General features: G+C 49.8%; 31 protein-coding genes. 6 read left to right on the top strand and 25 right to left on the bottom strand.

The features are described 5' to 3' along the window. Nucleotides 1-1,102: 1,102 nt before the first annotated feature. Nucleotides 1,103-1,300 (bottom strand): hypothetical protein, encoded by a 198-nt coding sequence (locus K7B67_RS18215; RefSeq protein WP_252177294.1) that lies wholly within the window; start codon nt 1,298-1,300, stop codon nt 1,103-1,105. 374 nt (nt 1,301-1,674) lie between these two features. Then, nucleotides 1,675-2,745: a hypothetical protein gene (locus K7B67_RS18220; protein ID WP_252177295.1), complete on the bottom strand. Its 1,071-nt coding sequence runs from the start codon at nt 2,743-2,745 to the stop codon at nt 1,675-1,677. Nucleotides 2,746-2,809: 64 nt separating this feature from the next. On the opposite strand from K7B67_RS18220, the gene K7B67_RS18225 reads away from it, so the two are divergent. Then, nucleotides 2,810-4,201, top strand: a complete 1,392-nt coding sequence (locus K7B67_RS18225; protein WP_252177296.1) for a hypothetical protein — start codon at nt 2,810-2,812, stop codon at nt 4,199-4,201. Nucleotides 4,202-4,207: 6 nt separating this feature from the next. Here K7B67_RS18225 and K7B67_RS18230 read toward each other — a convergent pair whose 3' ends face one another. The 4 genes from K7B67_RS18230 to K7B67_RS18245 form a co-directional block, all read right to left on the bottom strand. Beyond that, nucleotides 4,208-4,825, bottom strand: a complete 618-nt coding sequence (locus K7B67_RS18230; RefSeq protein WP_252177297.1) for a LysE/ArgO family amino acid transporter — start codon at nt 4,823-4,825, stop codon at nt 4,208-4,210. A 4-nt stretch (nt 4,826-4,829) separates the two neighbouring features. Then, the gene (locus K7B67_RS18235; RefSeq protein ID WP_252177298.1) at nt 4,830-5,414 is read right to left on the bottom strand and encodes a 5-formyltetrahydrofolate cyclo-ligase; all 585 of its coding nucleotides are present in this window, start codon (nt 5,412-5,414) and stop codon (nt 4,830-4,832) included. Nucleotides 5,415-6,089: 675 nt separating this feature from the next. Next, nucleotides 6,090-6,701, bottom strand: coding sequence for a single-stranded DNA-binding protein (gene ssb / locus K7B67_RS18240; RefSeq protein WP_276576708.1), 612 nt, complete (start codon nt 6,699-6,701; stop codon nt 6,090-6,092). An 88-nt stretch (nt 6,702-6,789) separates the two neighbouring features. Next, nucleotides 6,790-8,130, bottom strand: a complete 1,341-nt coding sequence (locus K7B67_RS18245) for an MFS transporter (protein ID WP_252177299.1) — start codon at nt 8,128-8,130, stop codon at nt 6,790-6,792. A 204-nt stretch (nt 8,131-8,334) separates the two neighbouring features. On the opposite strand from K7B67_RS18245, the gene K7B67_RS18250 reads away from it, so the two are divergent. Then, on the top strand, nt 8,335-9,273 hold the full coding sequence (locus K7B67_RS18250) for a hypothetical protein (protein ID WP_252177300.1): 939 nt from the start codon (nt 8,335-8,337) through the stop codon (nt 9,271-9,273). An 88-nt stretch (nt 9,274-9,361) separates the two neighbouring features. On the opposite strand, the gene K7B67_RS18255 is transcribed toward K7B67_RS18250, so the two are convergent. From K7B67_RS18255 to K7B67_RS18265, 3 genes are all read right to left on the bottom strand, one after another. After that, on the bottom strand, nt 9,362-9,931 hold the full coding sequence (locus K7B67_RS18255) for a hypothetical protein (RefSeq protein ID WP_252177301.1): 570 nt from the start codon (nt 9,929-9,931) through the stop codon (nt 9,362-9,364). Then, entirely contained in the window at nt 9,928-10,212 is a 285-nt protein-coding gene (locus K7B67_RS18260) for a type II toxin-antitoxin system Phd/YefM family antitoxin (protein ID WP_252177302.1), read from the bottom strand. The genes K7B67_RS18255 and K7B67_RS18260 overlap by 4 nt, the downstream gene beginning before the upstream one ends. 94 nt (nt 10,213-10,306) lie before the next feature. After that, on the bottom strand, nt 10,307-11,059 hold the full coding sequence (locus K7B67_RS18265; RefSeq protein WP_252177303.1) for a riboflavin synthase subunit alpha: 753 nt from the start codon (nt 11,057-11,059) through the stop codon (nt 10,307-10,309). A gap of 230 nt (nt 11,060-11,289) precedes the next feature. Between K7B67_RS18265 and galT the strand changes: the two genes are divergently transcribed. The 4 genes from galT to K7B67_RS18285 all read left to right on the top strand — a co-directional run bounded on the left by galT (nt 11,290) and on the right by K7B67_RS18285 (nt 17,053). Further along, the gene (gene galT / locus K7B67_RS18270) at nt 11,290-12,324 is read left to right on the top strand and encodes a galactose-1-phosphate uridylyltransferase (protein WP_252177304.1); all 1,035 of its coding nucleotides are present in this window, start codon (nt 11,290-11,292) and stop codon (nt 12,322-12,324) included. A 14-nt stretch (nt 12,325-12,338) separates the two neighbouring features. Continuing rightward, the gene (galK, locus tag K7B67_RS18275) at nt 12,339-13,490 is read left to right on the top strand and encodes a galactokinase (RefSeq protein WP_252177305.1); all 1,152 of its coding nucleotides are present in this window, start codon (nt 12,339-12,341) and stop codon (nt 13,488-13,490) included. Nucleotides 13,491-13,608: 118 nt separating this feature from the next. Then, nucleotides 13,609-16,431 (top strand): excinuclease ABC subunit UvrA, encoded by a 2,823-nt coding sequence (gene uvrA / locus K7B67_RS18280; RefSeq protein WP_252177306.1) that lies wholly within the window; start codon nt 13,609-13,611, stop codon nt 16,429-16,431. A 178-nt stretch (nt 16,432-16,609) separates the two neighbouring features. Then, nucleotides 16,610-17,053 carry a polymer-forming cytoskeletal protein gene (locus K7B67_RS18285; protein ID WP_252177307.1) on the top strand — a complete coding sequence of 148 codons (444 nt, stop codon included), beginning with the start codon at nt 16,610-16,612 and terminating at the stop codon, nt 17,051-17,053. A 328-nt stretch (nt 17,054-17,381) separates the two neighbouring features. On the opposite strand, the gene K7B67_RS18290 is transcribed toward K7B67_RS18285, so the two are convergent. The 16 genes from K7B67_RS18290 to rplE form a co-directional block, all read right to left on the bottom strand. After that, nucleotides 17,382-18,680 carry an aromatic amino acid transport family protein gene (locus K7B67_RS18290; RefSeq protein WP_252177308.1) on the bottom strand — a complete coding sequence of 433 codons (1,299 nt, stop codon included), beginning with the start codon at nt 18,678-18,680 and terminating at the stop codon, nt 17,382-17,384. A 173-nt stretch (nt 18,681-18,853) separates the two neighbouring features. Then, nucleotides 18,854-19,240 carry a 50S ribosomal protein L17 gene (rplQ, locus tag K7B67_RS18295; RefSeq protein WP_252177309.1) on the bottom strand — a complete coding sequence of 129 codons (387 nt, stop codon included), beginning with the start codon at nt 19,238-19,240 and terminating at the stop codon, nt 18,854-18,856. A 73-nt stretch (nt 19,241-19,313) separates the two neighbouring features. Beyond that, on the bottom strand, nt 19,314-20,315 hold the full coding sequence (gene rpoA, locus K7B67_RS18300; protein WP_252177310.1) for a DNA-directed RNA polymerase subunit alpha: 1,002 nt from the start codon (nt 20,313-20,315) through the stop codon (nt 19,314-19,316). Between the two features lie 31 nt (nt 20,316-20,346). Next, entirely contained in the window at nt 20,347-20,967 is a 621-nt protein-coding gene (gene rpsD / locus K7B67_RS18305) for a 30S ribosomal protein S4 (RefSeq protein WP_252177311.1), read from the bottom strand. A gap of 16 nt (nt 20,968-20,983) precedes the next feature. Then, nucleotides 20,984-21,373 carry a 30S ribosomal protein S11 gene (rpsK, locus tag K7B67_RS18310; protein WP_034841784.1) on the bottom strand — a complete coding sequence of 130 codons (390 nt, stop codon included), beginning with the start codon at nt 21,371-21,373 and terminating at the stop codon, nt 20,984-20,986. Between the two features lie 52 nt (nt 21,374-21,425). Continuing rightward, nucleotides 21,426-21,782, bottom strand: coding sequence for a 30S ribosomal protein S13 (gene rpsM, locus K7B67_RS18315; RefSeq protein WP_252177312.1), 357 nt, complete (start codon nt 21,780-21,782; stop codon nt 21,426-21,428). A 383-nt stretch (nt 21,783-22,165) separates the two neighbouring features. Beyond that, a complete protein-coding gene (gene rpmJ, locus K7B67_RS18320; protein ID WP_079253874.1) occupies nt 22,166-22,279 on the bottom strand; it encodes a 50S ribosomal protein L36 in 114 nt (37 codons plus the stop codon). A gap of 53 nt (nt 22,280-22,332) precedes the next feature. Then, complete coding sequence (gene secY / locus K7B67_RS18325) at nt 22,333-23,658, bottom strand: preprotein translocase subunit SecY (protein WP_252177313.1); 1,326 nt, start codon at nt 23,656-23,658, stop codon at nt 22,333-22,335. Further along, nucleotides 23,659-24,093: a 50S ribosomal protein L15 gene (gene rplO, locus K7B67_RS18330; RefSeq protein WP_252177314.1), complete on the bottom strand. Its 435-nt coding sequence runs from the start codon at nt 24,091-24,093 to the stop codon at nt 23,659-23,661. 1 nt (nt 24,094) lies between these two features. Beyond that, nucleotides 24,095-24,277, bottom strand: coding sequence for a 50S ribosomal protein L30 (rpmD, locus tag K7B67_RS18335; protein ID WP_252177315.1), 183 nt, complete (start codon nt 24,275-24,277; stop codon nt 24,095-24,097). 3 nt (nt 24,278-24,280) lie between these two features. Beyond that, complete coding sequence (rpsE, locus tag K7B67_RS18340; RefSeq protein ID WP_252177316.1) at nt 24,281-24,793, bottom strand: 30S ribosomal protein S5; 513 nt, start codon at nt 24,791-24,793, stop codon at nt 24,281-24,283. 11 nt (nt 24,794-24,804) lie between these two features. Further along, nucleotides 24,805-25,155: a 50S ribosomal protein L18 gene (rplR, locus tag K7B67_RS18345; RefSeq protein WP_252177317.1), complete on the bottom strand. Its 351-nt coding sequence runs from the start codon at nt 25,153-25,155 to the stop codon at nt 24,805-24,807. Nucleotides 25,156-25,167: 12 nt separating this feature from the next. Next, complete coding sequence (rplF, locus tag K7B67_RS18350; protein WP_252177318.1) at nt 25,168-25,701, bottom strand: 50S ribosomal protein L6; 534 nt, start codon at nt 25,699-25,701, stop codon at nt 25,168-25,170. Between the two features lie 12 nt (nt 25,702-25,713). Next, nucleotides 25,714-26,106 carry a 30S ribosomal protein S8 gene (rpsH, locus tag K7B67_RS18355; RefSeq protein WP_252177319.1) on the bottom strand — a complete coding sequence of 131 codons (393 nt, stop codon included), beginning with the start codon at nt 26,104-26,106 and terminating at the stop codon, nt 25,714-25,716. Between the two features lie 29 nt (nt 26,107-26,135). Further along, on the bottom strand, nt 26,136-26,441 hold the full coding sequence (gene rpsN, locus K7B67_RS18360) for a 30S ribosomal protein S14 (protein ID WP_252177320.1): 306 nt from the start codon (nt 26,439-26,441) through the stop codon (nt 26,136-26,138). 15 nt (nt 26,442-26,456) lie between these two features. Next, nucleotides 26,457-26,996: a 50S ribosomal protein L5 gene (rplE, locus tag K7B67_RS18365; protein WP_252177321.1), complete on the bottom strand. Its 540-nt coding sequence runs from the start codon at nt 26,994-26,996 to the stop codon at nt 26,457-26,459. Between the last annotated feature and the right edge of the window lies 1 nt (nt 26,997).

Here is a 26,997-nt window from a genome sequence, read left to right on the forward strand (position 1 = left end):
CTCAGTAGTCTATATACGTACTTATTATCATTATTCTTATGGTAGTGCCGTAATGGATAAAAGCCTGATAAAAGATCAAGATCGGCAAAGTCTGGCCACCAAAAAAAATCTCTCTGTACTATTAGTGTCACTTGTCGTCTGTTTTCAAAACGGAAGCAGTTGGGCCAGCATCATTGAGCTGGACAATAATAATTTCAATCACTATCTGAATGCTGACCACCCGGTCAAAGGCCATTATCAGTTAATCAGTAATATTGACCTAAGCGGATTTCACTGGAAACCCGTCGGCAATATCTCCGTCCCGTTCTCTCTCACGCTGGATGGCAACGGTCGTCTTATTTCCGGCCTAAATGTTTCAACATCAGCAAATAGAATGGCTACGGGCTTGTTCGGGTCATTACAGAACAGTATCGTCAGGCAGCTTCTGCTTAACCAGCCGGAAGTGATCAGTACCGGAGATTCGAGCCCGACCGGTGCACTTGCAGGAGAGTTGAAAGGCAGCAGAATTGAAGAGGTGGTCAATTATTCCGGAACCGTTAGAACCACGGGGTTGCGCAGTTACGGCGGAGGTCTGGCGGGCCGTGTTGTCGGCAGCGTTATACACGATAGTGTCAACACCGGCAGAGTTATCACAACCTTGAGCTTGGGCAGCAGAATAGGCGGTATCGCCGGATTGGCCGATCAGGCATCTTCTATTTCAAATGACCTGAATACCGGAAGAATAACTTCCAAGAAATCATACTCCTTGTCTATAGGCGGTATTGTCGGAACACTGAAAAGCGGCAGCAATGCTAATAATAATATGAACACCGGAAAAGTCATTACCAGCAGCAGTAAATATGCCGGGGGGATTGCAGGAGAAGCAGATGCAGCCAAAGTACTAAATAACCTGAATATCGGCAAAATCTCAGGTGAATGGGGAGGAAGCAGAGGAGGAATAGTAGGGCGAGCCTCCAGTCAAACCCGGGTCAGCAAAAATCTCAACACAGGCAGTATTTTTACAAAACATGAGCGTACCACCCATGCAGGGGGAATAGCAGGGCAGGCAATCAACTCACCTATTTTTCAAAATGTCAATGTCGGAAGGGTCAGTATAAACGGTTCAAACGCCTTTGCTGGCGGTATTGCCGGAGGTGTCGAGGGTGGAAGGATCCGTGATAACCTTAATGCCGGAACGATCACTTCGATAGTGACAAAGGGTGATCACTACCATTACCGTGGTGGTATTTCCGGAACTGCCCACCGTGCCAAGGTCTACAACAATGTGAATACTGGGTCGATTGAAACCGTGAAATACCAATACCGTGGTTACATCAGCGGAGCCGTGGCAAAAGTTTCGAAGGGGAATCGCATTGAGAAAAACCTGGATACTTTCACAAAATATCTACGAGTCAATGGTTCTGATAATGGACGTAATGAAGGTTTCAAATGGCTATTGAAAAGTGATCTCAAATCAAACCTGAACGGTCTGAACAGCACACTATGGAATGCCGGTAGTACATCGCAACTGCCTATGCTCAAAGGCATTAACACTCCCTACCGTGAACTTACCCGAATAGACGGCACCCAGCAGGCAAACAACCAGTTTCCCAGAATCCTCAATGAGTTTGCAGACCCCGGTGGTGACTTAAATGCCACCTCTTTTGATCGTACTGTCTGGAACAGTCGGGATGGCTATTTACCGTTTCCAAAAGTTTTTTCCGAACCACAAACATTGCTGGCCGGAATACATTGCACACAAGGGGAATTTGACTGCAGCAAGGAAAGGGATATGCGAACTCCGTCGACAATACAATCGTCATCGTCTGCACCGTCGTCGTCTGCACAGTCATCAACCCGCGAGCCGAGCACCACTTCTAAGCCTCGTGCCTCTACAACAGGTTCGGAGTTAACGTCAGAAGCTTCATCTACTGTCTTATCTTCATCAACACAGTCGTCAACCAGCGAACTGAGTACTACTTCCAAAGCCCGTGCTTCTACAACAGGTTCGGAGTTACCGTCAGAAGCTTCATCCACTGTCTTGTCGTCATCAACACAGTCGTCAACCAGCGAACTGAGCAGTACTTCCAAACCCCGTACCTCTACAACAGGTTCGGAGTTACCTTCAGAAGCTTCATCCACTGTCTTGTCATCATCAACACAACCGTCAACCAACGAACTGAGCACTACTTCCAAACCTCGTGCCTCTACAACAGGTTCGGAGTTAACGTCAGAAGCTTCATCCACTGTCTTATCGTCATCAATACAGTCGTCAGCCAGCGAACTGAGTACTACTTCCAAAGCCCGTGCTTCTACAACAGGTTCGGAGTCATCATCAGAAGCTTCATCCACTGTCTTGTCGTCATCAACACAACCGTCAACCAGCGAACTGAGCATTACTTCCAAGCCCCGCGCCTCTACAACAGGTTCAGAGTTATCGTCAGAAGCCTCATCCACTGCCTTATTTTCATCAACACAGCCATCAACCAGCAAACTGAGTACTACTTCTAAACCCCGTGCCTCTACAACGGGTTCAGAGCTACCGTCAGAAGCTTCATCAACACAGCCGTCAACCAGCAAACTGAGTACTACTTCTAAACCCCGTGCATCTACAACGGGTTCAGAGCTACCGTCAGAAGCTTCATCAACACAGCCGTCAACCAGCAAACTGAGTACTACTTCTAAACCCCGTGCCTCTACAACGGGTTCAGAGCTGCCGTCAGAAGCTTCATCAACACAGCCGTTAACCAGCGAACTGAGCACCACTTCTAAACCTCTTACCTCTGCAACGGATTCGGAGTCGTCGTCAGAAGCTTCATCAGCAGCCCCGGTGTCATCGTCTCATACCTCCTTAGCTTACAGTACAGTCTCCACCGCCGACTTGTCAGATAACTGCCCACCACCAGAAGGCACACCTCTGTTTCAGGCATATGACTCGAAAAATCAGCGGATATACGTTCTCATTCAGCCTGAGTCACATAATAAAAAACCGTCTAAAACAATTATTCTGGCACGTTATAAAGGCTCTGAACTGGATAAAGAATTTGGGAGGTGCGGCATTGTAATATACAAATACTCTGTCATTTATAACGGTATATTAGATGCCTATCAGTCTCTGGTGGGGCAGGTTGTTCATGAAACAACAGGTTCTCACCTTGACATTATTGTCACAACCCCTTCAGGAAAAACGACTCTGTTCGCGTTTCCGTTAACAGCTACTCAAATAGATCGGGCAGAATTCAGCGTACACAACAATGCATTCCCTGAAAATATTCAAATTAATGGTACCGCTCATCATCAAGGTGCCATGTATTTAACCGGAGCTATCGATAACAGTCTATTTATTGGCCGTTACCACCAGCGAGGTCTCTTTCTTACTAAGGAGCATCCTGAAAACAGTGCCTCCGGTGAAAAACAACAAGGCGTTATTCTAAGACTCTCCCCAGATGGTAAACACTTTTATGTGACCAGCAAAAGTGGTGCTGATGCACTTTACCCTTCATTTATTCGACAGTACGACAGTCGACAACTCAGCCTCATGGCCTCTTTTGGCAGCTCTTATGCCGATGATCTTGACACCCTCAACAACCAGCAAGACATCCTGGCGCAAACAGATCAGGTCTATGTTGCCCTATTCAACCCTACGGATGAGATGCTTTCTATTCGTCGGTTCGCCACTGGCAATAGACTGATGGATAGTACTTTTATTATTGACGAAAAGATTAACTTGCCCTCCCAAACACCAGACTCATTTGCAACCATCAGACTGATGAAAACAGGAGATTATTTGCACGCCATCATTTACAACCGTGCCGGGCAACTGTCAGTGTTTACTTATGACGATCAAGTCAATATCAACCGTTTCGACGCCACCTTTACAGCTGCGACAGCAAAATCTATGCGGCCTGTTTTTGCAGGTAATAACCTCTATCTGGCCTTTACAAATCCTGATATAGGGGAACATCGTCGACAGGTGCAGATGCAAGAAGTCTCACTTAATCTTGAACATTACAATCATACAAAACCCACTGCAACGCTATCGAACAGGAAGGCCCTTGCTCTATCATCCAGGATAATTCCTGATTGGGGACTTGCATTTCTCTCAGGGAGCGCCACCCTGGTGGTGGTTGCATTGGTTGTAACAGTTTCAGTGTACTGCTATTCAAAAAAACAAATAGCATCCAGAAAACAAACGTTAAAGGCTCCACCAAAAGCCCCATGATTCACGTCATAAAGTATGTGTCAGATCCATTTGCACCAGACTGTAGGCCATGCTGAGCATGATCAGGCAAATCACCAGATCAATAATTTTCCATGCCATTGGGCGAGATAACAGGGGAGCCAGTTTCACAGCACCGAACCCAAGCCCATAGAACCAGACCAGTGATGCAGTGACAGCCCCTAATACAAAATAACCACGCTGATCACCGTATTGAGCACCAATACTGCCTAATAAAATAACCGTATCAAGATAAACATGGGGATTCAGCAGGGTAACCGCAAGCGTAGAAAGCACAATCGCCCGAATCGACTTTTGCCCCTGCCCTTCAGCCTTGAGCCTCTCGGTTTTGAAACTGCGCCGCAGTGACATCAGGCCAAAGCCAGCCAAATAAACGACACCTGCCCATCGGGTTACTTCAAGCAGTGTGTTATTACTTTGGATAAGCGTACCAAGGCCCATAACACCGGCTATTATCAATAAGGCATCACAAACCGCACAGACAGTGGCTACCAGAATAGGAGACTCTCGACGTAAGCCCTGAGCCAGCAAAAAAGCATTCTGACTGCCAATGGCTATGATCAAAGCACCGCTTAATAACAATCCATTCAGATAAATTTCCAGCATTGGCTTACTGACCCTGCGCGCCGTATAACTGTTTTTCTGTTGCCACGCCGTTCATGGGAATATCCCAGTCCGCCACCGGAATTGAACTGACTTTCTGACACTCGTGGGCCAGCCCTATCAATATCGGTTTACTGCTTTTTGCCAGAAATGCAAAAGTCCGGTCGTAATAACCCCCTCCCATACCAAGGCGATTGCCCTGCTCATCAAACCCGGTGAGCGGCATAAGTACCAGATCCAGGGCCTCCGGCTTAACGGTTTTTTCAAGATCCAGTTCCGGCTCAGCAATTCCGTAGCGGTTTTCTACCATCCGGCTATCGGGTCTGTAAATCTGAAAGTACATCCTGTCAGGCTGCTCTTGATCCAGAACCGGAAGGTAGCAGAATTTATCCTGTCTCCAGATCGCTTCGGCAATAAATCCAGGATCAATTTCACCATCACTGGCCAGATACAGAGCGATATGCTGACTTTGTCGAAAAGCCTCGCTGCCACACACGACAGAAGACAGTTTCTTTGCAGCAGCAAGTTGCTGTTCAGCCGACAGGGATTGACGATTGTGACGTAACTGCTTGCGCAGGCTGGCTCGATCCATCTGAGAAACACCCGACTTTGTTCTGTTCGACGAACATTGTCTACTGTCGGAGGGGAATAAACAATGAGTGAAATGGACGACGACTTTTAGTCATCGCGGATTCTCTTGCCAAAAAGGCAAAAAAAGCCGCGAATGCAGCCTTTTTTGATAGAGTGTCGTTGCGTCTCAGAGCCCTTTTGAGCCAAGGAGGTAGGCGACCCAAAAAGTTAACGCTCCAAGCGCTTACGCGTCCATTTTTGCAGAATGTTTGACATCACGCAAGCACACTAGTGCAGCCAAGCTCTGATATCCGTACACCCCTCGTTCTCACGCTCCAGATTATTAATGGCACCCAAACTCCGTTCACCCTGAGCGGAGTCGAAGGGTGCCGGGCACGGTCTTTATTGTTGGTTCTGAGTCCACATCCTTCGACTCCGCTCAGGATGAACGTGGATTGTTCACATCAAACTCATTGAAATGATGTACCAGTTTGTTAGGTGAGGTATGCATTCCCACGCGAAGCGTGGGAATGAGGGGGTTGTATGCATATCAAGGCTTGGTTGCACTAGTACACGCTTTCAATGTAATTGATGGGTTTCCTCTATCAATGGCCCCCAAACTCCGTTCACCCTGAGCGGACGAAGGGCGCTCAGGATGAACGTAGATTGTTCACATCAAACTCATTGAAGTGACGTACTAGAACGGAATATCATCATCAAAGTCATCAAAGCCGCCTGCTGGCGCAGCCTGAGCCTGTTGCTGAGGCTGTTGTTGTGGTGCAGGACGCTGCTGCTGTTGCGGCTGATGCGGCGGTTGTGGTGCGGCGGCAGGCGCCTGCTGTTGCATTGGCTGCTGGGGTGCACCGTACTGCTGCTGTGGAGCAGGCTGCTGTGGAGCAGGCTGCTGTGCTGCTCTTGGCTGGAACTCACCACCACCGGCTGGCATACCCATTCCGTCCTGACGGCTATCCAGCATTTGCAGCTGACCATTGAAGGCATCAACAACAACTTCTGTCGTGTACTTATCCTGACCGGACTGATCCTGCCACTTACGGGTCTGCAATTTACCTTCAATGTAAATCTTGGAGCCCTTGCGCAGGTACTGCTGAGCAACTTCAGCCAGTTTGCCGAAAATGACCACCCGGTGCCATTCGGTTTTTTCCTGAGGCTGGCCGGTGTTACGATCTTTCCAGGACTCACTGGTGGCCAGGCTCAGATTGGCTACCGCGCTGCCATTTGGGGTAAAACGGACATCCGGATCATTGCCCAGGTTGCCGATCAGAATGACCTTGTTAACACCTCGTGCCATCAGTTTCTCCAATAATTTTTAACAGGCACCGCTGCCACTCCGGTCAGGAATGAAAACGGTATAGATGAAGCTTTCTCATTTATGTATGTCAGCACTCGCCATATTGGCGCAACGCCGTCATATCCACAATTTTTCTGTCCACTTTCAGATAGGCGGTTCTCTCGCTATCCAGGACAGTGACTTCCTCGACCCCCGGAATAATGGCCAGCTCCCTGCCAATGGCACGGGCATCCAGGCTCATGGATGAGTCGAGGGCCATCACCATACTGCTGACGTAAGGAGGCTGTTTCATGGTAACAGACAATAACCACCAGAGTGCAGTGGGGATTGCACAAACCATCATGACACCGGTCGCACCCCAGTACTGAAAAGCCAGTCCGCCGAGGCTGCCACCCAGGGCCGCTCCCAGAAACTGGCTGGTTGAGTATACACCCATGGAGGTGCCACGGGTGCCTGCCGACGATAATTTACTGACCAGGGAAGGCAGTGTAGCTTCCAGAAAATTGAATGCCGCAAAAAACAGGAATATTCCCAGCAGGACACTGTCGACACGCCACATTCCGGCAATGGCTGCCAGCAACACAGTAACAGCCCCTACAAAACACTGCTTCAAGCGACGTTTGGCCTCACTGAAAATAATCACCGGCACAATCATCACAAAGGAGACCGAGAGAGCCACTATATAAACCCAGCCGTGCTTTTCCCGGGCCATCCCAAGGGTATCTTCCAGCATTTGCGGCAGAAACACGAACAGGGCCATCAGGGTGAAATGCAGGGTAAAGATACCGGCCATCAACCTGAGCATTTGTGGATTGCTTATAACATTACCCACGTCTTTGATCCTGACTTTGGTGTTCAGATCGGTACGGGTTACCACCGGGGTTGGCACCATAAACAGCAGAATCAGAATACCCAGCCCCGCCATCACCGCATTACTGCCAAACAGCCCCTCAAGCCCCCACCAGCTAGCGAAAAGAGGACCCAGCAACATGGCAATGCAGAATGAGAACCCAATACTGATACCAAATACCGCCATGGCCCGGGTACGGTATTGCTCACGGGTCAAATCCGCCAAAAGTGCCGTGATGGCTCCGGCTACGGCACCGGCTCCCTGAAGAATCCGGCCAAAAATAACGCCGTACATAGAGTCCGCCTGGGCGGCCACCAGACTGCCCAGCATAAAGATCATCATCCCGACAATGATCACTGGCTTGCGCCCGAACCGGTCGGACATCCAGCCAAAGGGAATTTGCAGTGCCGCCTGGGTTAGCCCATAAGCACCAATAGCAAAACCGGCCAGGGCCGGGGTGGCTCCCTGCAGGTCCTCCGAATAAAGGACCAGAACAGGCAGTACCATAAACAGGCCAAACATCCTGAATACAAATACCAGTGACAATGAGACCGTTGATTTCAGTTCCTGCGGAGACATTCCTGACTTCTTATCTAAAATGGCAAGCGGCGTATTTTATCAGGAAAAGCACTTGAAGTAAGGAGCCGTGAAAAGTCATTACACTTTCCCGTCAGTCAGCTATCTTTATTTGTCCCAGAGTAGTCATAGTGCATCCGCCTGCTTGGCCCGACACTGACTCAAACAAATAAGTACCATAGTGATAAAAACAGAGGGTTGATAAAGATGACTTATCCTGCCAGACCCGCCACTCATTTAAAGCTTTTCATAGTGGCGGTGCTTGCTTTCACACTGATCAATCCCGAGCCATCCCAAGCCAGCAGTGAAAGGGTTTATCGCGCCATATCCGTTTTCGCTGTGTTGGCTATTGTGGGAAGCACACTCTGGTACAGCCAAACCTCGTCTTCAGTGGGTTCGGATCTTGATAACCAGGAACACACGCTGCAATTACCCGTCATCACTTACAAAAAAGAGGCCGCCTTAAAAAACCATCACTCCGTAGATGTCAGGCTTGCCCCTTCGATAGACCCGAAAAGCAAAATACTCGAATTTAAAGGCACCCGTTCGCAACTGAAAGGCAGCACAGAAATAGCTATCTGTGACCCCATCACAGAGGTCAGAGGCGTGAACAAAACCGTTTTAAAAGACATTCACGACCAATGCCACGCCTGGTTCAGCAGGAACAGAATGACATTTCCCCATGAGATCAGTGGTTTTGATTTGGCAGAAGCCTTTAATGTGGTGCTTCCTGAACTGGTTTACAGAGCCAATGTTCTGACTCTCTCCCCCTATCAGGTATCTCTCAACCCCAAGCATAAAAAACTGGTCGAAGAAGATATGAGTTACTTCAACGTAGCGATGAGCGGTTTCGAGCCTAACGGGTACTTTAAAACCTGTTATCACTATCCAAGAAATGCCGGGATGAATCCTCCTATGATGGACTCCAATGGCGAACTGGTTTTTAAACTGCCAAAACAGGGTGTCACCCACCTGCACCACGACGGGCATGCCGAGTACTTTATCGCAACCCACCCATCCGGCAACCGGAGCAATGTCGCCTTCGCCTGGAAGCTGGGCTCTCCCTGGCCGCCACTGCCTATACCGGTCAGATTAACATCGGCATCCGGTGAAGTTCTGCCTGTTCACGTGCTTGATCATGAGTAGTCCGGTGGCATCAACTCTGCCGCAACCACCCATCAAACGGCTGTCATTTTTATCAGGAGTGCACTCTCGGGTTGCAGTGGATGCAACCCTATCTTGTACACGAAGCTGTCATCTCAAGAGTGTCTATTCCTGAAAGGTACAACAATGTTCTTACCGCAGGATGTAACAGAAGTTCCCGCAGCTTGGATTCACCTAATAACTGAAGTGTTGCAGGTTGAAATAGGTAAGTTCTGAGTTCGCCTACTGACATTTGTAAAAGATTTCTCAAAAATTCGACAACCATAACGTTTTCTAAAAGTTGTTTGACCTCGGGTTTGGAAAATAGAGTGCTCAAACTTTTACGAATTCTTGCCATTGTGGAGTCATATTGCTCTTTTTTATCTACTGGCAAACCGCACAGGATGTAGCCATTGCATAATTTTTTTAAATATTGCATTCGATCTTGAATCGCGAGGGAACAGTTTGAGCATAGGCATTGAATTTCTGAAGCTGCCATTTGTTGAAGCTCGGTGCCGCAAAACAAACAAGCATCAGAATGGGTTTTGGATGAGAAAAGGAATATAAATAAAGGAAATGCCATTATTTTATTCATACTTTGAGCCTTAAGCGCAAAGGCTGAAGAATAGCAGAATAAAAAAATCCAGCGGGTTGAATTCAAAGAGCAGTGATCTCACTGACTTCCTCTTTTTCTGGCTGGTAGCCTTTACCTTGACTGTGAGTGCCCAGCGAGTCAGCAACTTGCTGCATTAAACTATTATTCTTCAATACATAAATAGTTTCTTGTTCCCGCTCCCAGTCGTCGGCACTGATCACCACAAAGTCTTCACCATTGCGCCGTGTGACTTTAAGCGGAGTGCGATTGCCCACCACTCTCTCTATAAAGCTTTTCAGGTTATCCCTGAACTGATTGACGCTGACGCTCTCCGTAAACCACTCCATAAACTGTCCAATTCTAATGTACGGATTCACCATACACTGTAGTAAGCTAACTTTGAAAAGACAATTCATCATCCTTCTGAATTCATCAGGCCGATTATCCGGCCTTTACTATGCCGGTCTCATCTTGCAGATCACCTCTGTCTTCAAGCAATGCAACGCTCGAGGTGAGCGACTCTGTTAAGTTGATGTTCTTTTCTTCCAGAAGTGCTTCCAGTACCGGATAAAGAGCACCCAGCTTCTCTTCGAGGGTATCTTTAATGGTGTCGACGACAACCTGTGTGCCTCGCTCAATTTCAATGTTGACCCAATCACCCGCTTTTTTATCGTTAAAAGTCGTGACTCTTCGGGTCTCGGGAATCAGCCAGATCTCAAAATAATCGTTCTTCTTGTCGACGTCCGATAAGGTTAAGCTGCAACCATTAATCGCTATATACCCTTTAGGGAAAATGTATTGCCCCCACTCCTTGCTGTGGGAAAACCGCATCCGACAGTTTCCCCCGGTCTCTTCTACTTCAAGAATTTGCGCCCTGAAGTCGACATGTCCAGACAAAGGGTGTCCCCCAATTTCCGCTCCGTCCATTGCTGCGCGTTCGACATTCACTGTCTGACCACTGACATGATGCCCCAACGTCGTTACCCGCAGGCTTTGTAGAATGACATCAAAGGTGGCACGAGTTGGGCTGACAATCTCTGTGACTGTCAGACAAACGCCGTCTACTGCAACACTGGCGCCTATATTCAACCCCTGGCAAAAACCTTCCGGAAACTCAATACCAAAGGTTCGGATACCATCGTGATCATCTACACGGCTAATGTTAGCCGTACCTTGAACAATGCCTGTAAACATACTATTTACTCCATTACTCTCGTGTCATTGGTTGAGTATTTTAATGCCTGCAGCATAAATATCATGCGAATTTGTCTCAAAGTGCTTTAATTCTTTCAGGCTACTGCAACGAGCGCCATATTCTGAAAATATTGAAACCCTTTTCTCGCTTAACTTGTGTCAACTCTTACAGGATCGGCCTGTTTTTCGATCCGATCCTGTTTTAATACCCAGAGAAAATACCTTAAACGATGAAATTTAACCCGATTGACCACCCTCATCGCCGCTATAATCCTCTTACAGGCGACTGGGTCCTGGTATCACCGCACCGGGCCAAGCGCCCGTGGCAGGGTCAGGTGGAAAAAACAGCGCCCGTTGAGCGTCAGGTACACGATCCTGAGTGCTATCTTTGTCCGGGCAATACCCGGGTCACAGGCGACCAGAACCCGGATTACAGCAAACCATTTGTCTTCAAAAATGACTTTCCGGCGCTACTGACTGATACCCCTGATGCAGACGACAGCTCCGACCTGTTTAAAAGCTCCGGTGCCCGTGGTGAGGCTCGTGTCGTTTGCTTCTCGCCGGACCACAGTAAAACCTTACCGCAGCTGTCCAGGGAGGAAATTCGTGATGTGGTGGATGTCTGGATAGAACAAACGGAAGAGCTGGGTAAACACTACCCCTGGGTGCAGCTGTTTGAAAATAAAGGTGCTGCCATGGGCTGCTCCAACCCACACCCACACGGACAGATCTGGGCCAGCAGTTTCCTGCCTGACGAAATCCGCAAGGAAGACGACAACCAGCGTCAATGGCAGTCAGAAAAAAACACCAATATGCTGGTTGAGTACGCCCTCAGGGAATCCGAATCCGGCGAACGGACTGTGGTTGAAAATGACCACTGGATTACCGTTGTCCCCTACTGGGCAGCCTGGCCGTTTGAAACCCTTCTGCTGCCCAGGCAACACATTTCCCGCATGACTGAACTGAATGCAGAACAACGTCTGACGCTGGCTGATATTCTGAAAAGGCTGACTACGAAATACGACAACCTTTTTCAAACCTCTTTCCCGTACTCTATGGGCTGGCACGGTGCACCACTTCACGAAGACGAAACCCGCCACTGGCAACTGCACGCACACTTCTACCCACCCTTGCTGCGCTCGGCTACCGTTCGTAAATTTATGGTGGGCTTTGAAATGTTGGCTGAAACCCAGCGTGATCTCACTGCCGAGCAGGCCGCTGAGCGCCTGCGTAGCCTGTCTGAAACCCACTACCTGGAAGCCTGAGGAAGTGTATTGATATGGATATAAAACAACAGCTGACACACCTGTTTGAAAGCAAATGGGGGGCAAAGCCGGAACACTTTTATCAGGCTCCCGGTCGTGTCAACCTGATTGGCGAACATACCGATTACAATGATGGGTTTGTACTGCCATGCGCCATCAATCACCAGACAATGATTGCCGCCACACCTCGTGATGATCAAAAACTGGTAGTGACTACGGCCAACTTTGACGGTCAGATCACAGAATTTGATCTGGAGCTGCCCATTCAGTCCAGCACTGAAGCTAGCTGGAGTAACTATATCCGTGGCGTAGCCACTGTGCTACTGGAACGTAGCAAGCCTCTGCGTGGTGCCAATATCGCCATTATCGGTAACGTTCCTCAGGGTGCCGGCCTGTCGTCTTCCGCCTGCCTGGAAGTCTGCACGGGATTGGCCCTCAGTCGTTTGGCGGGGGTGGATGTCAGTCTGAAGGATCTGGCCCTGATCGGCCAGGAAGCAGAAAACAACTACGTCGGCGTCAACTGCGGCATCATGGACCAGATGGTGTCAGCCTGCGGTGAAGACGGTCATGCCATGTTGCTGGATTGTCGCAGCCTGGAAACCCGCTCGGTAAAAATACCCGAAGGCGCAGCCATCGTTATTATCAATTCCAACAAAAAGCGTGGACTGGTTGATTCTGAATACAACACCCGTCGTCAGCAGTGTGAAGCGGTTGCCCGGCATTTTGATGTCAAAGCCCTGCGGGATGTTTCTGTTGAGATGCTTGAGGCTCACAGGGATGAACTGGACGAAGTATCTTATTGCCGTGCCCGTCATGTTATTACAGAAAATAGCCGCACACTCGAAGCCGCTAAAGTCATGCCTGAAGGGAACCTGAAACGAATGGGGGTTCTGATGGCTGAATCTCATGCTTCCATGCGAGATGATTTCGAAATTACCGTCCCCGCCATTGATACTATTGTGGAGTTGGTTAAAGGCGTCATCGGTGAAGACGGCGGTGTTCGTATGACCGGTGGCGGTTTTGGTGGCTGCGTAGTCTCTCTGACACCAGCGGACAAAGTCACTGCTATCAAACAGGCAATAGCAAGTGACTACGAAAAGCAAACGGGCCTGAAAGCCGATATTTATGTCTGCAAAGCCAGCCAGGGCGCATCCAGCATTACCTGACGTAGTTGATCCATTGTCCCTGCTTTCTCTTATAATGAACAGCCATTAACGTGGGTTTAGAGGAGCAAAGCCTATATAATTGCTCCTTTGCCTGACAGATGGTATTGAGGGACTGGCTTTGGACACAATCACTGTACGGGGTGCAAGAACCCACAACCTGAAGAATATCAATCTGGATATGCCCCGGGACAGCCTGATTGTCATTACCGGTCTGTCCGGATCAGGAAAGTCGTCCCTGGCCTTTGATACCCTGTACGCAGAGGGTCAGCGCCGCTATGTAGAATCATTATCTGCTTATGCACGACAGTTTCTTTCGATGATGGAAAAGCCGGATGTTGACCACATTGAAGGTTTGTCACCTGCCATCTCCATTGAACAGAAGTCCACCAGCCATAACCCTCGCTCGACAGTCGGCACTATTACCGAAATATACGACTATCTTCGTTTGCTGTTTGCCAGAACCGGCACACCCCGTTGTCCAAAACATCACTTGCCGCTGGAAGCTCAGACCGTCAGCCAGATGGTAGACCAGGTGCTGGCACTGCCCGAAGGCACCAAACTGATGCTGCTGGCACCGGTAGTCAGGGATCGCAAAGGCGAACACCTCCATGTTTTCAGTGAACTGAGAGCTCAGGGGTTCATTCGTGCCCGCATTGATGGCATTGTCACCGACCTCGACAACCCACCTGAGCTGGATAAAAAGAAAAAGCACACCATTGAAGTGGTGGTTGACCGCTTCAAGGTGAGGGCTGACCTGCAATTGCGTCTGGCAGAATCTTTTGAAACCGCCCTGGAGCTGACCGATGGACTGGCAGCGATCAGTTTTATGGAGGGTGAGCAGCAGGACATTGTCTATTCTGCTCGCTTTGCCTGCCCGTCCTGTGGCTACAGCATCAATGAGCTGGAACCGCGCATGTTCTCGTTTAACAATCCGGCGGGAGCCTGTCCCACCTGTGATGGTCTGGGGGTCAAGCAGTTTTTTGATGAAGACCGTATTGTTCAGCACCCGGAATTAACCCTGGCGGAAGGGGCTATTCGTGGCTGGGATCGCCGCAGCGTCTATTACTTTCACTTGCTGAAGTCACTGGCTGCGCACTTCGGCTTTGATATTGATACCGCTTTTGATGATCTCACGGCTGAGCAACAGACTATTATTCTTCATGGCTCTGGTGAGGAACAGATTGATTTCAGTTATGTGAACGACAGAGGTGATGTTTACAAAAAGCGTCATCGCTTTGAAGGCATTATCCCTAACTTTGAACGCCGTTTCCGTGAGACAGAGTCTCAGTCGGTGCGCGAAGAGCTTTCCAAATACCTGAGCACCCAGCATTGCCCAAGCTGTAAAGGCACGCGTCTTCGTCAGGAATCAAGACATGTCTTTATCGAAGATGAGACACTGCCCAACCTGGTGAAACTGCCGGTAGAGCGTGCACTTGCTTATTTCGAACAACTGAGTCTGCCCGGTCAGAAAGGGGAGATTGCTGAAAAAATCCTGAAAGAGATCTGCGATCGTCTGAGCTTTCTGGTAAATGTGGGTCTTAACTACCTGACGCTTGATCGAAGTGCGGATACCCTGTCAGGGGGTGAAGCCCAGCGCATCCGACTGGCCAGTCAGATTGGCGCAGGTCTGGTGGGCGTCATGTACATTCTGGATGAGCCCAGTATTGGTTTGCACCAGCGGGATAATGAACGACTCCTGAATACCCTGACCCGTCTTCGCGACCTGGGTAATACCGTGATTGTCGTAGAACATGACGAAGATGCCATTCGCACTGCCGACCACGTGATTGATATCGGTCCCGGTGCCGGGGTTCATGGTGGTGAAATTATTGCCCAGGGTACGCCTGCCCAGATTATGGACAATAAAAAGTCGGTCACCGGCCAATACCTGAATGGCACTAAAAACATTGCGATACCTGAGCAGCGTACCCCCGTGGATAAAAAGAAGCGGCTTAAACTCACCGGCTGTACCGGCAACAATCTGAAAAATGTCACTCTGGAAATCCCGGTGGGGTTGATGACCTGTGTCACTGGCGTTTCCGGCTCAGGAAAGTCTACCCTCATCAACAGCACTCTATACCCTGTCGCTGCCCAGGCCCTGAACGGTGCAACCACTTTAACCGCCGCAAAGCACAAGAAGATCAGCGGTCTGGATCACTTCGATAAATGCATCGATATTGACCAGAGTCCTATTGGTCGTACTCCAAGGTCCAACCCTGCCACCTACACGGGCATTTTCACCGCCATTCGTGAACTGTTTGCCGGAACCCAGGAAGCCCGCTCCCGTGGTTACAAACCCGGTCGTTTCAGTTTTAACGTGAAGGGGGGGCGCTGTGAAGCCTGTCAGGGGGATGGGGTCATCAAGGTCGAGATGCATTTCCTGCCGGATATTTACGTGCCCTGTGACGTCTGTAAGGGCAAGCGCTACAATCGTGAGACTCTGGACGTTAAATACAAAGGCAAGAATATTCATGAAGTTCTGGAGATGACCGTCGAGGAGGCCCTGGAATATTTTGAACCGATTCCTGCCGTTAAACGGAAGCTGCAAACCCTGATGGATGTTGGTCTGTCGTATATCCACCTGGGGCAAAACGCTACCACACTCTCCGGAGGTGAGGCACAACGGGTGAAGCTGGCCAAGGAACTTTCCAAGCGGGATACCGGCAAGACTCTTTACATTCTTGATGAGCCAACAACAGGTCTACACTTTCACGATATTGAACAGCTTTTGGCAGTGCTGCACAGGCTTAGGGATCGCGGTAATACCGTGGTTGTGATTGAGCACAACCTGGATGTGATCAAAACAGCAGACTGGATCGTTGACCTGGGACCTGAGGGCGGTGATGGAGGCGGTCAAATCATTGCCGAGGGTACACCTGAAGTGGTGGCCGACAGCAAAGTGTCTCATACCGGTCGATTTCTGAGGCCAATGCTGGTGTAACCTGATTAATGACCCGGCTCTGTGATACAAACAGAGCCATTACCCATGCTCAAACCTCAGTATTAACGTTTATCGATTGAAGCTATAGTACCGATAAAGCATGATTCTCTTTTTAACATTTTGCCTTGATTTTCTTTCATGACAGGCATCTCGGCTTAAGCACTTTAAGGAGTTCACTATGTGGGGCAAGAACGGCTTAGAAAACAGCCTGGTCGGCAGCACCAGAAACGATGACACCATCACCCTGATTGCTACCGGCACTGAAGTTGAAGGAGATATTCGTTTCCGTGGCACTGTTCATGTTGAAGGCAAAATCATAGGTAATGTCAGCTCCAATGATGGCAAACTGCAACTGATTGCCGGTAGCCGTGTAGACGGTAATATTCACGCTGCCCATGTAGTCATCAATGGTTGTGTGACTGGCGACGTTTATGCCACTGATAAACTGGAGCTATCGGACAAGGCCCAGATAGAAGGCAATGTCTACTACGATGTCATGGAAATGGTGGCTGGGGCTGCCATCAATGGCAAGATAGAACGCATGCACAAAGACGGTGAACTTTTGCTCAATACTTCTGAAGAAGAAAATGAAGCCGAGGTCAGGCAGCTCGAATCCACCTGATCCTCTTGGAGGAAAGGGTTTACTCTTTTTGAATGTACTCCCTCTTTTACTGAAATCCGAACCCCTGAAGACAACAAACGAACATCATCGAAAACAAACGAAGACAACGCAGACTTTTATGCAAAAACACCTACCTGATCACAAAAATATTGATATAGATCAATTAATCAGTAAGCGTTACTACGTATAGTAGAAACCACAGGAGCGAGGGCAAATGCACAATAAGAACAACTTCACAATAAAAAATGATACAGGGAATCAAGCACAAAAAGCATAACACTTGATGTAGCCAACTAATAAAAAGCCAGGTTTGAGGGGACCTGGCTTTTTATTTTATTACCCGTGAAAACAGAAATCCTGCCACTACGACCACACCAATAATTACCACAAATGCATCGTTCCTGAGCTTTCGGTATTGCTTGAGCCTTTCAGACCGGTAAAGCCCTATAACCGGAACAAAAAACAGGATAACCGCCATCATGGGAGCCACTACGGCATCCATAATCATCAGGATACTCCAGTCACTTATACCGGCAACCCAGCACCCCAGGGCCACCAGAAAAAGACTCAAGCGTCTGGGTCTGGCAGAAGGGGTTGTTAATTGACCGGGCCTGAACTTTTCCAGACCTACGCCAATAAAGCCATTCATGACTTCAATGGTGCCAAGAAAAAAACCAAAGAAAGACGTTAAAATTGCCACAAAGGCAATAACAGGTGCCAGACTCGAAAAAAAACGGTTACCGGGTTGATTAGCCAGAATGGAAAGAGTCGGAAGGTTTTGTGCCTTGGCAAGCTCTATCTGCTCCGGCGTCAAAGCCAATATACACGAAAGTACGAAAAACAGTGTTATAAGCAGTAGAAGCAGAGAGCTTTTGAAATGAATCCGGTCAGTCTTGGCGATGCACTGGTGAAGCTCAGGCATTTGACGCCGGTATGATTGAGCGAAGGATGAACAAACCGGTGCATGATAGAAGGAAAATACCAGCGCAGGCAAAGTCAGAAGAAAGGTTTTGACGATATCTGTAATCGGCACTTCCTGCCGGAGAAAGTCCAGTCGCCATTGCGGTATCAAATACAAACCCACGCACAAAAGTACGACTGCCAGAGGAAAAACCAGACGACTGATAAGCTTCAAAAGCTTTTGTTCTGAGCCACAAAACAATGAGATCATGCCAATGACCAGAACAAGCACGAGCAAAGGTCTGTTGATCTCGTCGGACCATTCAAGCTGATTGATCAAAAAGCTCTCGGCAACGTTTGCAATGCCAATGGTATAAAGCAACAAGACAGGAAACATCGACAAAAAACAGATCAACATTAACCAGTGACCGACTTTATCGCCGAAGCTCTCTCTAACAATAGTGCCGATATCACTGTCAGGTTTCCGGGAAGACAGACAGAAGCGGGTTAATCCTCTGTGGGTGAGAAATATCATGGGGCCACTGACCAGAGCCATAAAGAGCAGAGGCCATATACCACCACTACCGGCTGCAATGGGAAGGTAAAGCAACCCCGCACCAATACCTGTACCTACGTGACTGAACATCCAGCCTGTATCCCTGGCCGTCCATTCTGATTTGGTGTATTTTTCGATGGAAACTTTGACTTCGACGCCTTGATTTGACATAGACCCTCGAACAGCAGAACAACAACACCTGTGCATTATAGACAGTGAAAAGGTGATTCGGGTTCCACTGTCATTACCAGCTGAATCGATTTGGGCCAGCAATGTCTGATCACACTTAAAACTTCCAAAAAAAAACCGGACACAAGGTCCGGTTTTTTTTGAAGGAGTAAAACTTACTCTTCAACAGCTTCCGCTTCAGCAACTGGACGATCCAGCAGCTCAACGATAGCCATAGGCGCATTGTCACCTTTACGGAATCCGCACTTCAGGATACGGATGTAACCGCCTGGACGCTCTTTGAAGCGTGGGCCCAGTTCGGAGAACAGCTTGCCAACAGTCTCTTTGTTACGGAGACGATCAAACGCCAGACGACGGTTGGCTACGCTGTCTTCCTTAGCCAGGGTGATCAGCGGTTCAGCAACACGGCGCAGCTCTTTAGCCTTCGGCAGTGTTGTTTTAATTACTTCGTGCTCTACCAGGGAAGCAGTCATGTTCTTGAACATCGCCTTGCGATGTGAACTGTTCCGGTTGAGCTTGCGGCCACTCTTACGATGACGCATGGCACAAACTTCCTCATTCTACCATTTGCCTTGCACTCACTCTTTTGGAGCGAGTGCAAATGCTAATGGCTGCTTAAGCAGAAATCTTGTCGTCGCCCTTCAGGCTGGCCGGTGGCCAGTTGTCGAGACGCATACCCAGGCTCAGACCACGGGAGGCCAGAACGTCCTTGATCTCGGTCAGGGACTTCTTACCCAGGTTCGGGGTCTTGAGCAGTTCAACCTCGGTGCGCTGGATCAGGTCACCGATGTAGTAGATGTTTTCTGCCTTCAGGCAGTTCGCACTACGTACGGTCAGTTCGAGATCATCCACAGGGCGCAGCAGGATAGGATCAACTTCATCCTCTTCCTTAACGGGCTCTGGTTCAGGCTCACCTTCCAGATCAACGAATACAGCCAGCTGCTGCTGCAGAATAGTTGCAGCACGACGGATGGCTTCATCCGGATCCAGGGTACCGTCGGTTTCCAAATCAAGAACCAGCTTGTCCAGGTCAGTACGCTGCTCAACACGGGCACTTTCAACGACATAGGAGACGCGGTAAACAGGGCTATAGGTGGCATCCAGTTGCAGACGGCCAATAGCACGGGTCTCGTCTTCATCCTGATGACGGCTGTCAGCAGACTCATAACCACGGCCACGCGCTATTCTCAGCTGCATATTCAGCTCGCCTTTCTCATTAAGATTGGCGATCACATGATCGGGGTTAACGATTTCAACATCGTGATCTAACTGGATATCCGCAGCAGTCACAGGGCCAGAACCTTTTTTGGTCAGGCTCAGTGTTGCTTCGTCACGGCCGGTCATGCGAATGGCAAGACCTTTGAGGTTCAGCAGGATGTCAATAACATCTTCCTGAACACCTTCAATCGCGCTGTATTCATGCTGCACACCATCGATCTCAACTTCTGTCACGGCACAGCCGGGCATGGAAGAAAGAAGGATACGACGCAGAGCATTGCCCAAGGTATGTCCAAAACCACGCTCAAGCGGTTCCAGAGTTACCTTAGCGCGCGTCAGGCTAATTTCCTCGACATCAATGTGTCTAGGAGTAAGAAATTCAGTAACCGAATTCTGCATGGATGTTACACCCCACCTAACTGTCTATCCCTTACTTGGAGTACAGCTCGACGATCAAGTTTTCGTTGATGTCGGCTGACAGGTCACTCCGCTCGGGCAGCACCTTGAAGGTACCTTCCTTTTTGCTGGCGTCAACTTCAACCCAGGTAGAGAACCCACGTTGAGCGGCCAGTTCAAGGGCTGCATTGATACGCAGCTGGTTTTTAGCCTTTTCGCGGATGGCGACAACGTCGCCAGGCTGAACCTGGTAGGAAGGAATGTTGACAGTCTTTCCATTCACCAGGATGGCTTTGTGGCTTACCAGCTGACGTGCTTCGGCACGGGTGGAACCGAATCCCATGCGGTAAACTACATTATCAAGGCGAGCCTCAAGCAGTTGCAAGAGGTTTGCACCGGTTGCGCCTTTCTTGCGATCAGCGGCCTTGTAGTAGTTACGGAACTGCTTCTCCAGTACGCCGTAGATACGACGAACTTTCTGCTTTTCACGAAGCTGTACACCGTAGTCAGAAAGACGGCCACGACGCTGACCGTGCTGACCTGGAGCAATTTCTGCCTTGCACTTTGACTCGAGTGCACGAACACCACTCTTCAGAAAGAGATCAGTGCCTTCACGACGAGACAGTTTGCACTTTGGACCAATATATCTAGCCATTTATACCGACTCCTGCTTATACACGACGCTTTTTAGGCGGACGACAACCGTTGTGGGGGATCGGGGTAACATCAGTGATGTTAGTGATCTTGTAACCACAAGCATTCAGTGCGCGTACAGCGGATTCGCGGCCAGGACCAGGTCCTTTCACGCAGACATCCAGATTCTTCAGACCGTATTCAGCGGCCGCCTGACCTGCACGCTCAGCAGCAACCTGGGCTGCAAACGGCGTGCTCTTACGAGAACCACGGAAACCGGAACCGCCGGCTGTGGCCCAGGCCAGAGCATTGCCCTGACGATCGGTAATGGTCACGATGGTGTTGTTAAAAGAAGCGTGGATGTGAGCGACACCGTCAACAACCTGCTTTTTAACCTTTTTACGTGAACGAGTACCTGGCTTTGCCATATCAGAATAAATCCTGTTTCATAAGAACGGTATAACCATTCTTAATTGATACTTACTTACGAATAGGCTTGCGAGGACCCTTACGGGTGCGAGCATTCGTCTTGGAACGCTGACCACGAACCGGCAGACTGCGACGGTGGCGAATACCACGGTAGCAACCCAGGTCCATGAGGCGTTTGATGTTCATGCTGATCTCACGACGCAGATCACCTTCAACGTCCAGCTTGGCAATTTCGCCACGCAGGGACTCCAGTTGATCTTCGCTCAGATCAGCGACTTTGGCTTCTGGCTTGACACCAGTGGTTTCGCACAGCTTTTTGGCTGTGGTCTTGCCGATGCCGAATATGTAGGTCAACGAGATAACAGCATGTTTGTTATCCGGAATGTTGACGCCAGCAATACGGGCCATTCAATCGTCTCCGTTTGTTTTCTCCGTGAGTTCATCCTTGCCTGGACAGACAGGGACATTTTGAGTTCACGGTTATTTTCGCCTGTAGACTTATTCAACCAGCTATGCAGCCGGTCGTGCGATGTTTATCTACTTCGCTATCTAAAGGCAGATAACGCGGACCGGACCAGCACCTGAAGATACTGTCTGGATGCGATGAAACATAACCATCCAGTCCGTTGTTAGATGCTTGCACAACTAACAGGTCGAAAGGCGGAAATTTTAATCCTACCTACGACAAAATACAACCGCTCATGATCACCATAAGCGGTTGTATTTATCTGTAGCCTTGTGAGGTACCACCAAAGTGGTTCGGGGCAAACCCGAAAGACCTCATGACACAATCAGCCTTGACGCTGTTTGTGACGTGGCTCAACGCAGATGACACGAACAGTGCCCTTGCGCTTGATAATCTTGCAGTTACGGCAGATTTTCTTAACCGATGCACGTACTTTCATTATTCATTCACTCCACCATTTCAGAGCCAACGGCACTCGTTGCTGAACCGGTGTTAGCGGATCAGGCCACCACCACCGTAGCCCTTAAGATTGGATTTCTTCAGCAGTGACTCGTACTGATGTGACATCAGGTGAGACTGCACCTGAGCCATGGTATCCATGACGACCACTACTACGATCAGCAGACTGGTACCACCGAGGTAGAAAGGCACGTTAGCCGAAACTACCAGGAACTGTGGCAGCAGACATACTGCTGTCATATAGATAGCGCCAAACATGGTCAAACGAGTCAGGACACCATCAATGTAACGGGCAGACTGTTCACCAGGACGAATACCCGGAATGAATGCCCCTGACTTCTTCAGGTTGTCTGCAACATCTTTCGGATTGAAAACCAGTGCAGTGTAGAAGAAGCAGAAAAAGATGATCCCTGCCGAGAACAGAACTATGTTCAGCGGCTGACCCGGACCCAGCGCCAGTGCGATATCCTGAAGCCATTCCCATCCTTCACCCTGACCAAACCATTGGGCAATGGAGGCAGGGAACAGCAGAAGGCTGGAAGCAAAGATAGCAGGAATAACACCAGCCATGTTTACTTTCAGAGGCAAATGACTGCTCTGTGCCGCAAATACTTTACGACCTTGCTGTCGCTTGGCGTAATTGACAGTTATACGGCGTTGGCCTCGTTCAATGAACACAACGAACGCGATAATGGCAATAGCCAACAGGGCAATTGCGAGCAATGCCAGGATATTGATGTCACCCTGACGGGCGGACTCGAAAGACCGCCCAATTGCGCTAGGCAGACCAGCGACAATACCTGCAAAAATCAGGATAGAGATGCCGTTACCAATCCCGCGTTCAGTCACCTGCTCACCCAGCCACATCATAAAGACGGCACCGGTTACGAAGGTGACCACAGCCACTACATAGAAGCTGATATCAGGATTGAATGCGACGCCCTGGTTGGCAAGACCTACGGTCATGCCAGTACCCTGAACGAACGCCAACATCACTGTCAGGTAGCGGGTATACTGACTGATCTTGCGTCGACCCGATTCACCTTCCTTCTTGAGTTGTTCCAACTGGGGGCTGACCACGGTCATCAACTGAATGATGATGGACGCCGATATGTAGGGCATGATTCCCAGCGCCAGTACCGACATGCGTTCCAGTGCACCACCGGAGAACATGTTGAACAGGCCGAGAATGGTCCCTTCATTTTGTTGAAACATCCGGGCCAGGGCATCAGGGTTGATGCCAGGCACAGGAATATGAGCACCGATCCGATATACCAGGATCGCCAGAAATACGAATTTGAGGCGAGAAATTAACTCGCCCAAACCGCTTTGATTCCCAACAGGTAGTGTCTTAGCCATTTAGTCCTCGATCTTACCACCAGCAGCTTCGATCGCGGCGCGAGCGCCCTTGGTAGCTGCCACACCTTTCAGTGTTACGGCCTTATTCAGTTCGCCGGACAGTATCACTTTCGCACGCAGGATGCTACCGTTGATAAGGTCTGCCGCTTTCAGGGCAGCCAGGTCGATCACATCGGATTCAACCTTGGCCAGCTCGTGCAGACGGATTTCAGCGGTGAAGCGCCCCTTGCGAGAAGTAAAACCATACTTCGGCAGACGACGTTGCAGTGGCTGCTGACCGCCTTCAAAGCCTGGTCTTACTGAACCACCGGAACGTGACTTCTGACCTTTGTGGCCACGGCCACCGGTCTTACCCAGACCGGAACCGATACCACGGCCAACGCGCTTACGCTCTTTACGACTGCCTTCAGCAGGACTCAGAGTATTCAGACGCATGTTATTCTCCTTCGACCTTAACGAGGTAAGATACCTTGTTGATCATGCCGCGAACGGAAGGAGTATCTTCCACTTCAACCGTGTGGTTGATGCGACGCAGACCCAGGCCACGGACGCAAGCCTTGTGGCTTTCGAGGCGACCGTTAGTGCTCTTTACGAGCGTCACTTTGATCTTCTCAGCCATGACTTACCCCAGAATGTCTTCAACAGACTTGCCACGCTTGGCAGCAATGTCATCAGGAGAACGCATGTCGCGCAGACCCTTGAAGGTTGCGTTAACAACGTTCACAGGGTTGGTGGAACCGTAGCACTTGGCCAGTACGTTGTGTACACCGGCTACTTCCAGAACAGCACGCATAGCACCACCGGCAATAACACCGGTACCCGCAGAAGCAGGCTGCATGTAAACCTTGGAAGCACCGTGACGGGCTTTAACAGGGTACTGCAGGGTGTCACCGTTCAGGTCAACCTGGATCATGTTGCGACGGGCAGCTTCCATAGCCTTCTGGATAGCGACCGGCACTTCACGCGCCTTGCCACGACCGAAGCCTACTTTACCTTTACCATCACCAACAACTGTCAGGGCTGTGAAACCGAAGATACGGCCACCTTTCACCACTTTGGCTACACGGTTAACCTGTACCAGCTTTTCGATCAGGCCTTCGTCATTGTTTTGCGGTTTACGCTCATCTTTCGCCATGATGCCTACCCTCAGAATTCCAGACCGGCTTCACGGGCTGCATCGGCGAGAGCCTTAACACGACCGTGATATTTGTAACCGGAGCGGTCGAAAGCGACCTTGGCAACGCCTGCTGCTTTAGCGCGCTCTGCAACCAGGGCACCCACTTTCTTAGCAGCTTCAACATTACCGGTAGCTTCGCCACGCAGCTCCTTCTCGACGGTGGAGGCAGAGGCCAGCACCTTGTCACCCTCAGGGGCAACCACCTGCGCATAGATATGACGCGGTGTGCGATGAACGCTCAGACGGTTAGCGCCCAGTTCACGCATCTTCATCCGTGCACGGCGGGCACGACGCAGGCGAGCAGAATTTTTATCAATCATGATCACCTTACCTTACTTTTTCTTGGCTTCTTTGCGACGAACGTGTTCGTCAGCGTAGCGGACACCCTTGCCTTTGTATGGCTCTGGGCGACGGAATTCGCGGATTTCCGCTGCAACCTGTCCAACCAGCTGCTTGTCGATACCCTTGATCAGGATCTCAGTCTGGCTTGGGGTTTCCGCAGTCACGCCTTCCGGCAGACTGTAGTCGACCGGATGAGAGAAACCAAGGTTCAGATTCAGGCTCTTGCCCTTGGCCTGTGCACGATAACCGACACCTACCAGCTGCAGTTTCTTTTCGAAACCCGCAGTGACACCGGTCACCATGTTGTTTACCAGCGCACGGGTCGTACCAGCCAGCGCACGGGAGTGCTTGGCACCGTCACGGGCTTCGAAAGTCAGGACGTTTTCTTCCTGCTTTACTTCAACGTTGGAGTGAATGTTCAGCTCCAGTTGACCCTTGCCACCCTTGACAGAAATGTGTTGACCCTTCAACTTGATCTCAACACCGGCAGGGATTTCTACAGGGCTTTTTGCTACTCGAGACATTTCACCCCTCCCTTAGAATACGGTGCAAAGAATTTCGCCACCAACACCGGCTGCACGGGCAGCACGATCGGTCATTACACCTTTGTTGGTAGAAACGATGGCAATACCGAGACCGCCTTTCACTTTAGGCAGGCCTTCTTTGCCTGCGTAGGAACGAAGACCCGGGCGGCTAGCGCGCTTCAGGTTTTCGATAACAGGCTTGCCTTCATAGTATTTCAGGTCGATGACCAGAGTTTTCTGAACTTCGCCTTCAACACGCGCATCGGTAATATAGCCTTCTTCCTTCAGGACTTTGGCTACAGCAGCCTTTACCTTGGAAGATGGCATTTCGACAGATGCATGTTCTGCCATTTGGGCATTACGGATACGAGTTAGCATATCTGCTAACGGGTCCTGCATACTCATTATCTATCTCTCCAGAAGATCAATCGCGCTTACCAGCTGGCCTTAACCAGACCCGGAACATCACCACGCATGGCTGCTTCACGCAGCTTGATGCGGCTCAGGCCGAATTTACGCAGGTAGCCGTGAGGGCGACCTGTTACACGACAGCGGTTACGCAGACGAGATGAACTGGCATCACGTGGCTGCTTCTGCAGTGCTATCTGAGCGTCCCACTTCTCGTCGTCGGAGCTGTGAGGGCTGACGATGATCGCCTTCAGCGCAGCGCGCTTCTCTGCAAATTTGGCAACGGTGCGCTGACGCTTCAACTCCCGCTGCTTCATGGATACTTTTGCCATGGGCTCGTACCTTAATCAGTTACGGAATGGGAAGTTGAAGGCTTTCAGCAGTGCACGGCCTTCGTCGTCAGTCTTCGCTGTGGTAGTCAGGGTAATATCCAGACCACGCAGAGCGTCGACTTTATCATAATCGATTTCCGGGAAAATGATCTGCTCTTTGACACCCATGCTGTAGTTGCCACGGCCGTCAAACGACTTCGGGCTGATGCCACGGAAGTCACGAACACGAGGCAGAGCGATGTCAACCAGACGCTCCAGGAATTCGTACATACGTTCGTCACGCAGGGTCACTTTGACACCGATTGGCCAGCCTTCACGAACCTTGAAGCCTGCAACGGATTTACGTGCCTTGGTAACAACTGCTTTCTGACCGGCGATTTTTTCCATGTCAGCAACAGCGTTTTCGATGACTTTCTTGTCACCGACCGCTCCACCCACACCCATGTTCAGGGTGATTTTGGTGATGCGGGGAACTTCGTGAATGTTGCTCACACCCAGCTCTTCTTTGAGCTTGGGCAGAATCTCTTCACGATATTTAGTCTTGAAGTTTGCCATT

The sequence above is a fragment of the Endozoicomonas sp. 4G genome (genome assembly GCF_023822025.1).
Taxonomy (GTDB): Bacteria; Pseudomonadota; Gammaproteobacteria; order Pseudomonadales; family Endozoicomonadaceae; genus Endozoicomonas_A.